The following is a 13469-nucleotide window of genomic DNA, read 5'->3' as shown; positions in this document are numbered from 1 at the left end:
AGGAGCTACTTCTTGGCCGCGGCGGCCCGCTTGCCCGGGGCCTTCTTGACGGCCGCCTTGGCCGCCGGGGCCTTGGCGGCCGTCGCGGCGGCCGCCTTCTTGGCGGCTGCCTTCTTCGCGGGCGCCTTCCTGGCGGGCGCCGGGACCGGGGCGTCGGCGAAGTCGCCCGGCAGGATGTCCCGCAGGAACTTGCCGGTGTGGCTCTCCGGGAAGGCCGCGATCTGCTCCGGGGTGCCCTCGGCGACCACCGTGCCGCCGCCGGAACCGCCCTCGGGGCCCATGTCCACGACCCAGTCGGCGGTCTTGATCACATCGAGGTTGTGCTCGATCACGATCACCGTGTTGCCCTTGTCCACCAGCCCGCTGAGCACCTTGATCAGCTTGCTGATGTCCTCGAAGTGCAGGCCGGTGGTGGGCTCGTCCAGCACGTAGACCGTCCGCCCGGTGGAGCGCTTCTGCAGCTCGGAGGCGAGCTTGACGCGCTGCGCCTCGCCACCGGAGAGCGTCGGCGCGGACTGGCCGAGCCGGACGTAGCCGAGGCCGACGTCGTTGAGCGTCCGCAGGTGGCGGGCGATCGCCGGGACGGCCTCGAAGAAGGCCAGCCCCTCCTCGATCGGCATGTCCAGCACCTCGGCGATGGACTTGCCCTTGTAGTGCACCTCCAGCGTCTCCCGGTTGTACCGGGCGCCGTGGCACACCTCGCACGGGACGTAGACGTCCGGCAGGAAGTTCATCTCGATCTTGATGGTGCCGTCGCCGGTGCAGTTCTCGCAGCGGCCGCCCTTGACGTTGAAGGAGAACCGGCCGGGCAGGTAGCCCCGGACCTTGGCCTCCTGGGTCTCCGCGAAGAGCCGGCGGACGTGGTCGAACACCCCGGTGTAGGTGGCCGGGTTGGAGCGCGGGGTGCGGCCGATCGGCGACTGGTCGACGTGCACCACCTTGTCCACCAGGTCGGTGCCGGTGATCCGGGTGTGCCGGCCGGGCACGCTGCGGGCGCCGTTCAGCTCCCGGGCGAGGTGGGTGTAGAGGATGTCGTTGACCAGCGTCGACTTGCCGGAGCCGGAGACGCCGGTGATCGCCGTGAAGGTGCCGAGCGGGAAGCCGACCGTGACGTCCTTGAGGTTGTGCTCGCGGGCGCCGTGCACCGTCAGCTGGCGCTTCTTGTCCCGCTCGCGGCGGGCCGCCGGGATCGGGATGGACCTCTTGCCGGAGAGGTACTGCCCGGTCAGCGACTCCTCGTTGGCCAGCAGCCCCTTCAACGCGCCGGAGTGCACCACCTTGCCGCCGTGCTCACCGGCGCCCGGGCCGATGTCCACCACCCAGTCCGCGGTCTTGATGGTGTCCTCGTCGTGCTCGACCACGATCAGGGTGTTGCCGATGTCGCGCAGCCGCACCAGCGTCTCGATCAGCCGGTGGTTGTCGCGCTGGTGCAGGCCGATGGACGGCTCGTCCAGCACGTACAGCACGCCGACCAGGCCGGAGCCGATCTGGGTGGCCAGCCGGATGCGCTGGGCCTCGCCGCCGGACAGGGTGCCGGCCGCGCGGTCCAGCGAGAGGTAGTCCAGGCCGACGTCGACCAGGAAGCGCAGCCGCTCGTTGACCTCCTTGAGGACCCGCTCGGCGATCTGCTTGTCCCGGTCGTTGAGCCTCATCGCGCCCAGGAACTCGGCGCAGTCGCTGATCGACATCGAGGAGACGTCGGCGATCGACCTGTCCTCGACGGTGACCGCGAGCACCACCGGCTTGAGCCGGGTGCCCTGGCAGGTCGGGCAGGGCACCTCGCGCATGTAGCCCTCGAAGCGCTCGCGGCTGCTGTCGCTCTCCGCCTCGGTGTGCCGGCGCTGGATGAACGGGACGGCGCCCTCGAAGCCGGTGCTGTACGAGCGCTCGCGGCCGAAGCGGTTGCGGTAGCGCACCTCCACCTGGTGCTTGTGCCCGTACATCAGCGCCTTCTTGGCGCGGGCGGGCAGCCCGGCCCAGGGGATGTCGGTGCGGAAGCCGAGCTCCCCGGCCAGCGCGTCGATCAGGCGCTGGAAGTACTCCTTGGCGTGCCCGGCCGACCACGGGTGGATCGCGCCCTCGTCGAGCGAGCGCTCGACGTCCGGCACGACCAGCTCCGGGTCGACCTCCATCCGGTTGCCCAGGCCCGAGCAGTCCGGGCAGGCGCCGAACGGCGAGTTGAAGGAGAACGAGCGCGGCTCCAGCTCCTCGAACGACACGTCGTCGTACGGGCAGTAGAGGTGCTCGGAGTACATCCGCTCGCGCTCCGGGTCGCCCTCGGGGAGGTCGACGAAGTCGAGCACGACCATGCCGCCGGACAGCCGCAGGGCCGTCTCCACCGAGTCGGTGAGCCGCCGCTTGGCGCTCTCCTTGACGGTCAGGCGGTCGACGACCACCTCGACGGTGTGCTTCTCCTGCTTCTTGAGCTTCGGCGGCTCGGCGAGCTGGACCGTCTCGCCGTCGACCCGGGCGCGCGAGTAGCCCTTGGACTGGAGGTCGGCGAAGAGGTCGACGAACTCGCCCTTGCGCTCGCGCACCACCGGGCTGAGCACCTGGAACCGGGTGCCCTCGGCGAGCTCCAGCACCTTGTCGACGATCGCCTGCGGCGACTGCTTGGCGATCGGGCGGCCGCAGTGCGGGCAGTGCGGCTTGCCGATCCGGGCGAACAGCAGGCGCAGGTAGTCGTAGACCTCGGTGATGGTGCCGACGGTCGAACGGGGGTTGCGGTTGGTGGACTTCTGGTCGATCGAGACGGCCGGGGAGAGGCCTTCGATGAAGTCGACGTCGGGCTTGTCCATCTGCCCGAGGAACTGCCGGGCGTAGGAGGACAGCGACTCGACGTAGCGGCGCTGGCCCTCGGCGAAGATCGTGTCGAAGGCGAGCGAGGACTTGCCGGAGCCGGAGAGGCCCGTGAAGACGATGAGGGAGTCGCGGGGCAGGTCGAGCGAGACGTTCTTGAGGTTGTGCTCGCGAGCACCGCGGACGATGAGGCGGTCGGCCACTGCTTCTGGCGCCTTTCTCCGGACGAGAGGGCTTGCGGTGTGTGGGGTGTTCTTCTTCCAGGATGCGGCAGCCAGCCTATAGCTCAGACGTTCGAATCTCGACTTCGTCCAGTGGAGTCCACCCGAACGAGTGACAGCGCCCGCCGGACCGTCCGTACCCGGACCGAAAAACCCCTGCTCAGGACCGGGAACCGGGCGGTAGCGTCGGCTGGTCAACGAGCGAAGCCCCCTCCGGGCAACGCACCGCCCCGTACAGAAGGCAGATCCGATGACCGACCCGCAGTCCGCAGCCGCGATCGCCGCCGAGCACCTGGCCCTGGTGGAGGACGGCACCCGGGCCCTGCTGGAGACCGTCGCCGGGCTGGCGCCCGAGGCCCTCGCCGAGCCCTCTGCACTCCCCGGCTGGACCCGCGGCCACGTACTCGCCCACGTCGCCCGCAACGCCGACTCCCTGGTCAACCTGCTGACCGGTGCCCGCACCGGCACCGACATCCCCCAGTACGCGAACGAGCAGGCCCGCGAGGACGGCATCCAGGAGGGCGCCGCCCGCCCGCTGGAGGCCCAGCTCGCCGACCTGCGCGAGTCCCACGAGCACTTCCTGGCGGCCGTCGCGCTGATGACCCCCGAGGACTGGGCCGCCGAGGTGCGCCACCGCTCGGGCGCGGTCTTCCCGGCCTGCGACCTCGTCTGGAAGCGCCTCGGCGAGCTGGAGTACCACCTGGTCGACCTGGACGGCGGCTACACCCCCGCCCACTGGCCGGAGGTCTTCGCCGTCACCGAGTTCCGCAAGCTCGCCACCAGGCTGGCCGGCGCCGACCTGCCCGCCGTCGAGCTGGTCGCCGAGGACACCGGGGACAAGGGCCTGATCGGCACCGGCGGCGCCGCCCTCACCGTCCGCGGTCCCGTCCGCGCCCTGCTCGCCTGGCTCTCCGGCCGCTCCGCCGGCACCGACCTGCCCCGCACCCCCGACACCGCCCTCCCCCCGCTTCCCCCGCTGGGCTGAGGGCGCGAGGATGATCCCGAACCCAGTTTCAGTCGGACCCTGACGAGGAGCGGACGGATGACGTACCACGGAGCGGTCAAGGTCGGCGGGCCGCCGGACGTGCGCGAGCTGGCCCACCTGATCATCAGCAAGGTGGCCGTGGGCCCGTACGACAACAACGCGTACCTGCTGCGCTGCCGGGCCACCGACGAGCAGCTGCTGATCGACGCGGCCGCCGACGCCCCGGTGCTGCTGGAGACGGTCGGGGACGCCCTGGCGACCGTCGTCACCACCCACCGGCACCAGGACCACTGGGGGGCGCTGGCCGAGGTGGTCGCCGCCACCGGCGCCCGCACCGCCGCCGGGGAGCACGACGCCGAGGGCATCGACGTGCCGACCGGGCTGCGGCTCGCGGACGGCGACACCCTGCGGGTCGGCGAGGTCGGGCTGACCGTCCGGCACCTGGTCGGGCACACCCCGGGCGCGATCGTGCTGGTCTACGACGACCCCCAGGGCCACCCGCACGTGTTCACCGGCGACTGCCTCTTCCCGGGCGGCGTCGGCAACACCTGGGGCGACCCGGCGGCCTTCGACAGCCTCTTCCGGGACGTCAACGAGAAGGTCTTCGACGTCCTGCCCGACGAGGCCTGGGTCTACCCCGGCCACGGCAACGACACCACCCTCGGCGCGGAGCGCCCGCACCTCGCCGAGTGGCGCGAGCGCGGCTGGTAGCCCGCCCCCGGACGCGGAGGGACCCCGCGACGCAGTGCGCGTCGCGGGGCCCCTCCGCGTTGCCGCCCGGGCGGGGTCAGGCGTCCAGCTTCTCGGACTCCCGCTCGGCCTGCTCGGCCTTCTTCGAGGCCATCAGGCTGGTCACGGTGGTCACGGCCAGCACCACGACGATGAAGCCCAGCGAGAACGGGATGCCGATCTCCGGGACGTTCGCACCGGCCTCGTGGGCGGCGTGCAGCACCAGCTTCACGCCGATGAAGCCGAGGATCACCGACAGGCCGTAGCTCAGGTGGACCAGCTTCTTGAGCAGCCCGCCGATCAGGAAGTACAGCTGGCGCAGCCCCATCAGGGCGAAGGCGTTGGCGGTGAAGACCACGTACGGGTCCTGGGTGAGGCCGAAGATGGCCGGGATCGAGTCCAGCGCGAACAGCACGTCCGTGGTGCCGATCGCCAGCATCACGATCAGCATCGGGGTGATCAGCCGGCGGCCGTTCTCCCGGACGAACAGCTTGGTGCCGCGGTAGTCGTCGGTGGACGGGAAGCGCCGGGTGATCGACTTGAGCAGCCGGTTCTCCTCGAACTCCTCGTCCTCCTCGTCGGCCCGGGCCTCCTTGATCAGCTTCCAGGCCGTCCAGATCAGGAAGGCGCCGAAGATGAAGAACACCCAGGAGAACTGGGTCACCAGCGCCGCACCGCCGGCGATGAACACCGCCCGCAGCACCAGCGCGATGATCACGCCGAACATCAGCACGCGCTGCTGGTAGATCCTGGGCACCGCGAACTTGCCCATGATCAGGATGAACACGAAGAGGTTGTCGACACTGAGCGACTTCTCGGTGATGTACCCGGCGAAGAACTCACCGGCCGGCTGCGCCCCGGAGTGCCACCAGAGGAAACCGCCGAAGAGCAGCGCCAGCACGACCCAGACGGCCGTCCAGATCCCGGCCTCCTTGATCGAGACCTCGTGCGGCTTGCGCCCCCCGATGAAGAAGTCCGCCACGATCAGTGCGATCAGCACACCGATCGTGGTGACCCACATGGTTACGGAAACGTCCACTACTGCTCCTCCGGCAGGTAGGCGAGACAGTCATCGTCACTGCCGGAGGTCTCTTCCGCCCGTCGGGCCAGCGCCCCGGGATGCCGCGACGGGCATCCGTGATGACGGGGTCGGCTGTCGAGGAATACTCCCCTCCGCTGCCATCGAGAGTAACAGGACGGGCAAGGAAAGGTAAAGAAGGTAAAGAACCGTCAGAGGAACGGCTCGATCGCCGGCAGCAGGTCCTGGAAGGTCCGCCCCTTCGCCGGGGCGCCGATCGCCTGCATCTCCCAGCCGCCGTTGCCGTCCCGGACCACCTTCGCCATGATCTGCCCGGTGTGCGGCCCGCCGCCCGCCAGCTCGTACCGGGCCAGCTCCACCCCGGTCGCCTCGTCCACCAGCCGGCAGTGCGCCTGGCTCACCTCGGCGAAGGTCTGCCCGGTGTACGAGCTGACCGTGAACACCACCTGGGTGATGTGCGGCGGCACGTGCAGCAGGTCGACCAGGATCGCCTCGTCGTCCTCGTCCCCGGAGCCGCCCTCCAGGTTGTCCCCGGTGTGTCGCACCGAGCCGTCGGTGGACTCCAGGTGCTGGAAGAACACCACGTCGGACGGGGTCCGCTCGGCGTACAGCAGGGCCGAGGCATCCAGGTCGATCTTCCTGGTCCGACTGCCGAACAGGCCCCGCTTGGGCGCGGCCTGCCAGCCCAGCCCCATCCGCACCACGGTCAGGGCGGCGCCCGCCCCCTTCTGGAGGCTGACCCGCTGCCCCTTGGCAAGGTTCACCGACACGACGTTGTCCTCTCTGCCGGCCGCACGGTCGCTGCCGCACGGCTCCCCGGTGGAACACCCCGTCGCCGTCCCCCGGCTGAGGCCCCCTCTGCTACCGGCCCGCGACCCCGTCCCGGAGGCGCGATGCCGCAGGCCAGCCTAGGGCCTGCGGCACCCGCGACTCCTCCGGGTTACCCGGTTTGTGGCAAGGATGAGACACCGCGGGGCTTGACCGGTGCCGAACCGGCCAAGCCCCGCACGGCGGGCCTCAGGCCACACCGGCCTCGCGCATCTGCCGCAGCTCCTTCTTCAACTCCTTGACCTCGTCGCGCAGCCGCGCCGCGACCTCGAACTGGAGGTCCGCGGCGGCCGTGTGCATCCGGTCCGTCATCTCCTGGATCAGCTCCGCCAGCTCGGCGGCCGGCAGCGACTTGGCCGGCTTGCGCTCCGCGCCCAGCGCCGGCACCGGGGCCTTGCCCTTGCCCTGGCCCCGGTAGCCGCTGGAGAGCAGCTCGTCGGTGTCCACGTCCTCGCGGGCGAGGGTGTCCAGGATGTCGCCGATCTTCTTCCGCAGCGGCTGCGGGTCGATCCCGTGCTCCTTGTTGTAGGCCTGCTGCACGGCCCGGCGCCGGTTGGTCTCGTCGATCGCCTTCTCCATCGACGGGGTGATCCGGTCCGCGTACATGTGCACCTGGCCGGAGACGTTGCGGGCCGCGCGGCCGATCGTCTGGATGAGCGAGGTGCCCGAGCGCAGGAAGCCCTCCTTGTCCGCGTCCAGGATCGCCACCAGCGACACCTCGGGCAGGTCCAGGCCCTCGCGCAGCAGGTTGATGCCGACCAGCACGTCGTACCGGCCCGCCCGCAGCTCGCGCAGCAGCTCCACCCGGCGCAGGGTGTCCACGTCGCTGTGCAGGTACCGGACCCGGATGTCCAGGCCCAGCATGTAGTCGGTGAGGTCCTCGGCCATCTTCTTGGTCAGCGTGGTGACCAGGACGCGCTCGTTCCTCTCGACCCGCTTGCGGACCTCGTGCACCAGGTCGTCGATCTGGCCCTCGGTCGGCTTGACGATCACCTCGGGGTCGATCAGGCCGGTCGGGCGGATGATCTGCTCGACCTGGCCGTCGCCGCGCGACAGCTCGTACGCGCCGGGCGTCGCCGACAGGTACACCGTCTGGCCGATCCGCCCCAGGAACTCCTCCCACTTGAGCGGGCGGTTGTCCATCGCCGAGGGCAGCCGGAACCCGTGCTCGACCAGCGTGCGCTTGCGCGAGGCGTCGCCCTCGTACATCGCGCCGATCTGCGGGACGGTGACGTGCGACTCGTCGATGACCAGGAGGAAGTCCTCCGGGAAGTAGTCCAGCAGGGTGTTCGGCGGGGAACCGGGCTCGCGGCCGTCGAAGTGCATCGAGTAGTTCTCGACGCCCGAGCAGGTGCCGATCTGACGCAGCATCTCGATGTCGTAGGTGGTGCGCATGCGCAGCCGCTGGGCCTCCAGCAGCTTGCCCTGCTTCTCCAGCCTGCCGAGCGTCTGCTCCAGCTCCTGCTCGATGCCGGTGACCGCCCGCTCCATCCGCTCGGGGCCGGCCACGTAGTGCGAGGCGGGGAAGACGTAGATCTGCTCGTCCTGGCTGATGATCTCGCCGGTGAGCGGGTGCAGGGTGTACAGCGACTCGATCTCGTCGCCGAACATCTCGATCCGGACGGCGAGCTCCTCGTAGACCGGGAAGATCTCGATGGTGTCGCCGCGGACCCGGAAGGTGCCGCGGGTGAAGGCCACGTCGTTGCGGGCGTACTGGATGTCGACGAAGCGGCGCAGCAGCACGTCGCGGTCGATCTCCTGGCCGACCTTGAGCGGGACCATCCGGTCCACGTACTCCTGCGGGGTGCCGAGGCCGTAGATGCAGGAGACCGAGGCGACCACGATCACGTCGCGACGGGTGAGCAGCGAGTTGGTCGCCGAGTGCCGCAGCCGCTCGACCTCCTCGTTGATCGAGGAGTCCTTCTCGATGTAGGTGTCCGTCTGCGGGACGTACGCCTCCGGCTGGTAGTAGTCGTAGTACGAGACGAAGTACTCGACCGCGTTGTTCGGCAGCAGCTCGCGGAACTCGTTCGCCAGCTGCGCGGCCAACGTCTTGTTCGGCGCCATCACCAGGGTGGGGCGCTGCAGCTTCTCGATCATCCAGGCCGTGGTGGCCGACTTGCCGGTGCCGGTGGCGCCGAGCAGGACGACGTCCTTCTCCCCCGCCCTGATCCGCCGTTCCAGGTCGGCGATCGCCGCCGGCTGGTCACCGTTGGGCTGGAAGGGACTGACGACCTCGAAGGGCGCCACGGACCGCTCAATACTCGTGATGGGACGCACGCCTCCACCGTACGGCGCCCCACCGACAACCGACGCCGTTCCGATCAACCGCCCGGGCGGCGGGCGTTCACCCCAGCTTCTCGCTGTCGCGGGCCAGGGCGACCAGGCGGGAGACGGCGCGGAGGTACTTCTTGCGGTAGCCGCCGCGCAGCATGTCCTCCGGGAAGACCTGGTCGAAGGGCAGGCCGGAGGCGGTGACGGGCAGCTCGCGGTCGTACATCCGGTCGGCGAGGACGACCAGGCGCAGCGCGGTGGACTGGTCGTCGACCTGGTGCACGCCGCGCAGGCAGACCGCGCTGACGTCGTCCAGCAGCGCGCCGTAGCGGCTGGGGTGGACGGCGGAGAGGTGGGCGAGCAGGGCGTCGAAGTCGTCCAGCGAGGCGCCGGGGGTGCGGGCGGCGACGGCCTCGACGGTGTCGTCGGGGTACGGCGGCGGGGCGTCGGGCAGGCCGCGGTGGCGGTAGTCCTGGCCGTCGATCCGCATCGGGCGGAAGTGGGCGGACAGGCCCTGGATCTCGCGCAGGAAGTCGGCGGCGGCGAAGCGGCCCTCGCCGAGCTTCTCCGGCAGGGTGTTCGAGGTGGCGCACAGCTTGACGCCGTTCTCGACCAGCCGGCCGAGCAGCGTGGAGACCAGCACGGTGTCGCCCGGGTCGTCCAGTTCGAACTCGTCGATGCAGAGCAGGGTGTGCCCGGAGAGGGTCCGGACGGCCTGCTGGAAGCCGAGCGCGCCGACCAGGTTGGTCAGCTCGACGAAGGTGCCGAAGGCCTTGGGGCCGGGGGCGGCGTGCCAGAGCGAGGCGAGCAGGTGGGTCTTGCCGACGCCGTAGCCGCCGTCGAGGTAGACCCCCGCCGGGCCGGTGGGCGCGGGGGCGGAGCGGCGGAACCAGCTGCGCTTGGGCGCGGAACCGTTTCCCCCTCCGAGGGTGGCCGCGAACTGCTCCAGGACCTGGACGGCCTCGTACTGGCTGGGCTGGTTCGGGTCCGGGATGTACGTCCCGAAGCTCACCTCGGCGAACCGGGGCGGCGGGACCATCTCGGCGACCAGCCGCTCGGCGGGCACGACGGGGCGGCGTTCGGTGAGTGCGATCGGGGCGCCGGCCGGGCTCTCGGCGGCTATCGACTCGGTCGCGGGGGCGGGGCGGGAGGCTGCGGGCACGTTAGTAGAGGGTACGCCTGGTGCCCGCGCCCTCCGAACCCGCTCCGGTCGGGCCGCACAGAGCCCGCGCAAGGCCCCGGCCGGCCCCGCGGTGGAAGACTGGGGACATGCAACAGTTGATCAGCCCGCTGGGCGCTCCGGTCGCCGATCCGTCCGACCTGGAATCGCTCGCCGCCGTCTACGCGTACCCCGACCAGGTGAATCGGGGGCGCCCGTGGCTGCGGGCCAACATGGTGGCGGGGCTGGACGGCGGTGCGCGGCTCGACGGCCTCTCCGAGGGCCTCTCCGGGGACGCCGACAAGCGGATCTTCGGTGTGCTGCGGGCGCTGTCGGACGTGGTGCTGGTGGGCGCCGAGACGGTCCGGGCGGAGGGCTACCGGCCGGCCCGGGCTCGGGCGGACTTCGCGGCCGCGCGGGCCGCGGCGGGGCAGTCCCCGGCCCCGGCGATCGCGATCGTGAGCCGCTCGCTGGACCTCGACCTCACCGCGCCGCTGTTCACGGAACCGCTGGTCAGGACGGTGGTGATCACCGTCGAGGACGCCCCGCAGGAGCGCCGCCGGGCGGTCGCCGGGGTGGCCGACCTGGTGCTCGCCGGGCAGGGCTCGGTGGACCTGCGGGCGGGCGTGGCGGCCCTGGTGGAGCGGGGCTGGACGCGGCTGCTGACCGAGGGCGGCCCCCGCCTGCTGGGGCAGCTGGCGGCGGCGGGACTGCTGGACGAGCTGTGCCTGTCGCTGGCCCCGCTGGTCACCGGCGGCGACGCGCCGCGCATCGTCCGCGATGCGGAAATGCCGGACGTGCAGCGGATGCGGCTGGTCTCATTGATCGAGCAGAAAGGATTCCTCTTCACCCGCTACCTGCGTCACCTGGGTTCGGATGACCCCGTGACCCCCCGATCGTGATCCCGTTATGCGATGCCGGGGCCCGGGGGCCGGCCACTGGAAGGGACTCACGTGTTCAAGACGGTACTGATGATCGAAAAGGCGCTCTCGGACGCGGACGTGGAGCTCGTCACCACGCTCCACAGCGACGAGAAGGTGTCCTTCGTCGTCCTGATGCAGCCGCGCGGCAAGCAGGACGAGTTGCTGCGGGCGCTCGACGACGTCGCCCTCGGCCACCTCGACAAGGTGGTGCACGAGCACGACGAGTCCGCGGGCGGCCCGACCGTGGCCGGCGAATCGCTGGAGCACAGCCTGCGCCACCTGCGCCGGGCCGGGGCCGAGGCGGTCGGCGAGCTGGTCGAGGAGAAACCGCTGGACCGGCTGCGCGCCGTGGTCCGCGAACAGGAGGCGGACGAGGTGGTGGTGCTCACCTCGCCGCACTTCGTGGAGGAGTTCTTCCACCGCGACTGGGCCTCCCAGGCCCGCCACAAGGTGGGGGTGCCGGTGCTCAGGCTCTTCGCCAGCGACTCCTGACTCCGCCCGCCGGTGGTGCAGAATCGTCCTTGCGGTCCGCCCGCGAGGACGATTCGCACCCCGGCCGCCTGCCCACCAGATCCCGCCCGTACGGAGCCACGCCTTGAACGACGCCGCGCACGACCTGCACGCCCCGCACTTCATCGGCATCGGCGGCGCCGGGATGTCCGGCCTGGCGAAGATCCTCGCGGTGCGCGGTGCCAGCGTCTCCGGCAGTGACTCCAAGGAGTCCGAGACCGTCCTCGCGCTGCGCGCCCTCGGCGCCACCGTGCACGTCGGCCACGCCGCCGAGCACGTGCCGGACGGCGCCAGCAGCATCGTGGTCTCCAGCGCGATCCGCGCCGACAACCCCGAGCTGGTCGCCGCCCGCGAGCGCGGCATCCCGGTGGTGCACCGCTCCGACGCGCTGGCCGCGCTGATGGGCGGCCGCCGGGCGCTGGCGGTGGCCGGCACCCACGGCAAGACCACCACCACCAGCATGCTCGCCGTCGCCCTCGGCGAGCTGGGCCTGGAACCGTCCTACGCGATCGGCGGCGACCTGGACGCGCCCGGCTCCAACGCCCGGCACGGCGTCGGCGAGATCTTCGTCGCCGAGGCCGACGAGAGCGACCGCAGCTTCCACAAGTACGCGCCCGAGGTGGCGATCGTGCTCAACGTGGAGCTGGACCACCACGCCAACTACGCCTCGATCGACGAGATCTACGAGTCCTTCGAGACCTTCGTCGGCCGGATCACCCCCGGCGGCACCCTGGTCGTCTCCGCCGACCACGACGGCGCCCGCGAACTGACCTCCCGGGTGGCCGCCCGCGAGGGCCTCCACGTGGTCACCGTCGGCGCCGCCGAGGACGCCGACCTGCGCGTCCTGTCGGTGGTCGCCCACGGCATGACCAGCGAGGTCACCGTCCTGCTGGACGGCGAGGAGCTGACCTTCACCGTCTCGGTGCCCGGCCGGCACTACGCCCACAACGCGGTGGCCGCGCTGGCCGCCGGCGTCGCGCTGGGCGTCCCGGCCGCCGACCTCGCCAAGGCGCTCGGCGCCTACACCGGCGTGCGCCGCCGGCTCCAGCTCAAGGGCGAGGCGGCCGGCGTCCAGGTGATCGACTCCTACGCCCACCACCCGACCGAGATGACCGCCGACCTGGAGGCGATCCGGGAGGGCCTGGAGGGCGACGGCCGCGTCCTGGTGGTCTTCCAGCCGCACCTGTTCAGCCGCACCCAGCAGCTCGCCGAGGAGATGGGCCGGGCGCTGGCGCTGGCCGACGCCTCGGTGGTGCTGGACATCTACCCGGCCCGCGAGGACCCGATCCCCGGGGTCACCAGCGAGCTGATCCTCGACGCCGCCCGCCGGGCCGGCGCCGACGTCACCCCCGAGCACGACTTCGCCGCCGCCCCCGCCCTGCTGGCCGGCCTGGCCCGCCCGGGCGACCTGCTGCTCACCATGGGCGCCGGCGACGTCACCAACCTGGGGCCCGAAATTCTCAAGCGCCTCGCGAACGTTGCTTCCAACGTCTGACGTACGCCGAGCGGGAGTCGTGATGAGCTACGAGATCCAGAAGTCCGAGGCCGAGTGGCGCGCCCAGCTCAGCCCCGAGGAGTACCACGTGCTCCGCGAGGCGGGCACCGAGCGGCCCTTCGTCGGCGAGTACACCGACACCAGGACGGTCGGCGTGTACGCCTGCCGGGCCTGCGGGACGGAGCTGTTCAGCTCCGAGACCAAGTTCGACAGCCACTGCGGCTGGCCCTCGTACTACGCGCCGCTGGCCGGGGACCGGGTCGAGTACATCGAGGACACCTCGCTCGGCATGCGCCGGGTCGAGGTGCGCTGCGCCAAGTGCGGCGGGCACCTGGGGCACGTCTTCGAGGGCGAGGGCTACGGCACGCCGACGGACCAGCGGTACTGCATCAACAGCATCTCGCTGACCCTGCGGCCGGTCGAGGAGAGCTGACCGCCGGCGCCCCGGGGGCCGCCCCCCCCCCGGCGCCGGGCCCCCGCCCGGGGCCGGCCGCGGAACCCCCCCCC

The 13469-nt window shown here is 71.3% G+C and carries 11 protein-coding genes; 6 read left to right on the top strand and 5 right to left on the bottom strand.

Translation table 11 applies throughout. From position 1 onward, the window contains the following. Positions 1-5: 5 nt before the first annotated feature. On the bottom strand, positions 6-3002 hold the full coding sequence (gene uvrA, locus ACFXOZ_RS25030) for an excinuclease ABC subunit UvrA (RefSeq protein ID WP_380592759.1): 2997 nt from the start codon (positions 3000-3002) through the stop codon (positions 6-8). 268 nt (positions 3003-3270) lie between these two features. Between uvrA and ACFXOZ_RS25025 the strand changes: the two genes are divergently transcribed. Both ACFXOZ_RS25025 and ACFXOZ_RS25020 read left to right on the top strand, forming a co-directional pair. Then, complete coding sequence (locus ACFXOZ_RS25025) at positions 3271-4005, top strand: maleylpyruvate isomerase family mycothiol-dependent enzyme (RefSeq protein WP_380592757.1); 735 nt, start codon at positions 3271-3273, stop codon at positions 4003-4005. A gap of 57 nt (positions 4006-4062) precedes the next feature. Then, positions 4063-4716, top strand: coding sequence for an MBL fold metallo-hydrolase (locus ACFXOZ_RS25020; protein WP_380524182.1), 654 nt, complete (start codon positions 4063-4065; stop codon positions 4714-4716). Positions 4717-4792: 76 nt separating this feature from the next. On the opposite strand, the gene ACFXOZ_RS25015 is transcribed toward ACFXOZ_RS25020, so the two are convergent. The 4 genes from ACFXOZ_RS25015 to zapE form a co-directional block, all read right to left on the bottom strand. Further along, positions 4793-5773 carry a TerC family protein gene (locus ACFXOZ_RS25015; protein ID WP_375888342.1) on the bottom strand — a complete coding sequence of 327 codons (981 nt, stop codon included), beginning with the start codon at positions 5771-5773 and terminating at the stop codon, positions 4793-4795. Between the two features lie 191 nt (positions 5774-5964). Then, on the bottom strand, positions 5965-6543 hold the full coding sequence (locus ACFXOZ_RS25010; protein ID WP_360236073.1) for a TerD family protein: 579 nt from the start codon (positions 6541-6543) through the stop codon (positions 5965-5967). 247 nt (positions 6544-6790) lie between these two features. Beyond that, positions 6791-8881 carry an excinuclease ABC subunit UvrB gene (gene uvrB, locus ACFXOZ_RS25005; RefSeq protein WP_380524186.1) on the bottom strand — a complete coding sequence of 697 codons (2091 nt, stop codon included), beginning with the start codon at positions 8879-8881 and terminating at the stop codon, positions 6791-6793. 67 nt (positions 8882-8948) lie between these two features. Beyond that, complete coding sequence (zapE, locus tag ACFXOZ_RS25000) at positions 8949-9998, bottom strand: cell division protein ZapE (protein WP_380592773.1); 1050 nt, start codon at positions 9996-9998, stop codon at positions 8949-8951. Positions 9999-10144: 146 nt separating this feature from the next. Here zapE and ACFXOZ_RS24995 point away from each other — a divergent pair, with 146 nt between their 5' ends. The 4 genes from ACFXOZ_RS24995 (at position 10145) to msrB (ending at position 13395) form a co-directional block, all read left to right on the top strand. Further along, a complete protein-coding gene (locus ACFXOZ_RS24995) occupies positions 10145-10936 on the top strand; it encodes a pyrimidine reductase family protein (RefSeq protein ID WP_375888332.1) in 792 nt (263 codons plus the stop codon). A 51-nt stretch (positions 10937-10987) separates the two neighbouring features. After that, positions 10988-11449 carry an indole-3-glycerol phosphate synthase gene (locus tag ACFXOZ_RS24990; RefSeq protein ID WP_380524189.1) on the top strand — a complete coding sequence of 154 codons (462 nt, stop codon included), beginning with the start codon at positions 10988-10990 and terminating at the stop codon, positions 11447-11449. 124 nt (positions 11450-11573) lie between these two features. Further along, the gene (gene murC / locus ACFXOZ_RS24985) at positions 11574-12962 is read left to right on the top strand and encodes a UDP-N-acetylmuramate--L-alanine ligase (RefSeq protein WP_380592771.1); all 1389 of its coding nucleotides are present in this window, start codon (positions 11574-11576) and stop codon (positions 12960-12962) included. A 22-nt stretch (positions 12963-12984) separates the two neighbouring features. Continuing rightward, positions 12985-13395 carry a peptide-methionine (R)-S-oxide reductase MsrB gene (msrB, locus tag ACFXOZ_RS24980; RefSeq protein WP_375888324.1) on the top strand — a complete coding sequence of 137 codons (411 nt, stop codon included), beginning with the start codon at positions 12985-12987 and terminating at the stop codon, positions 13393-13395. Positions 13396-13469 lie beyond the last annotated feature (74 nt).

This window comes from Kitasatospora sp. NPDC059160, assembly GCF_042755465.1.
Classification (GTDB): Bacteria; Actinomycetota; Actinomycetes; order Streptomycetales; family Streptomycetaceae; genus Kitasatospora.
Note: the sequence above shows the minus strand (reverse complement) of the source record. Positions and strands in the feature narration are given on the sequence as shown.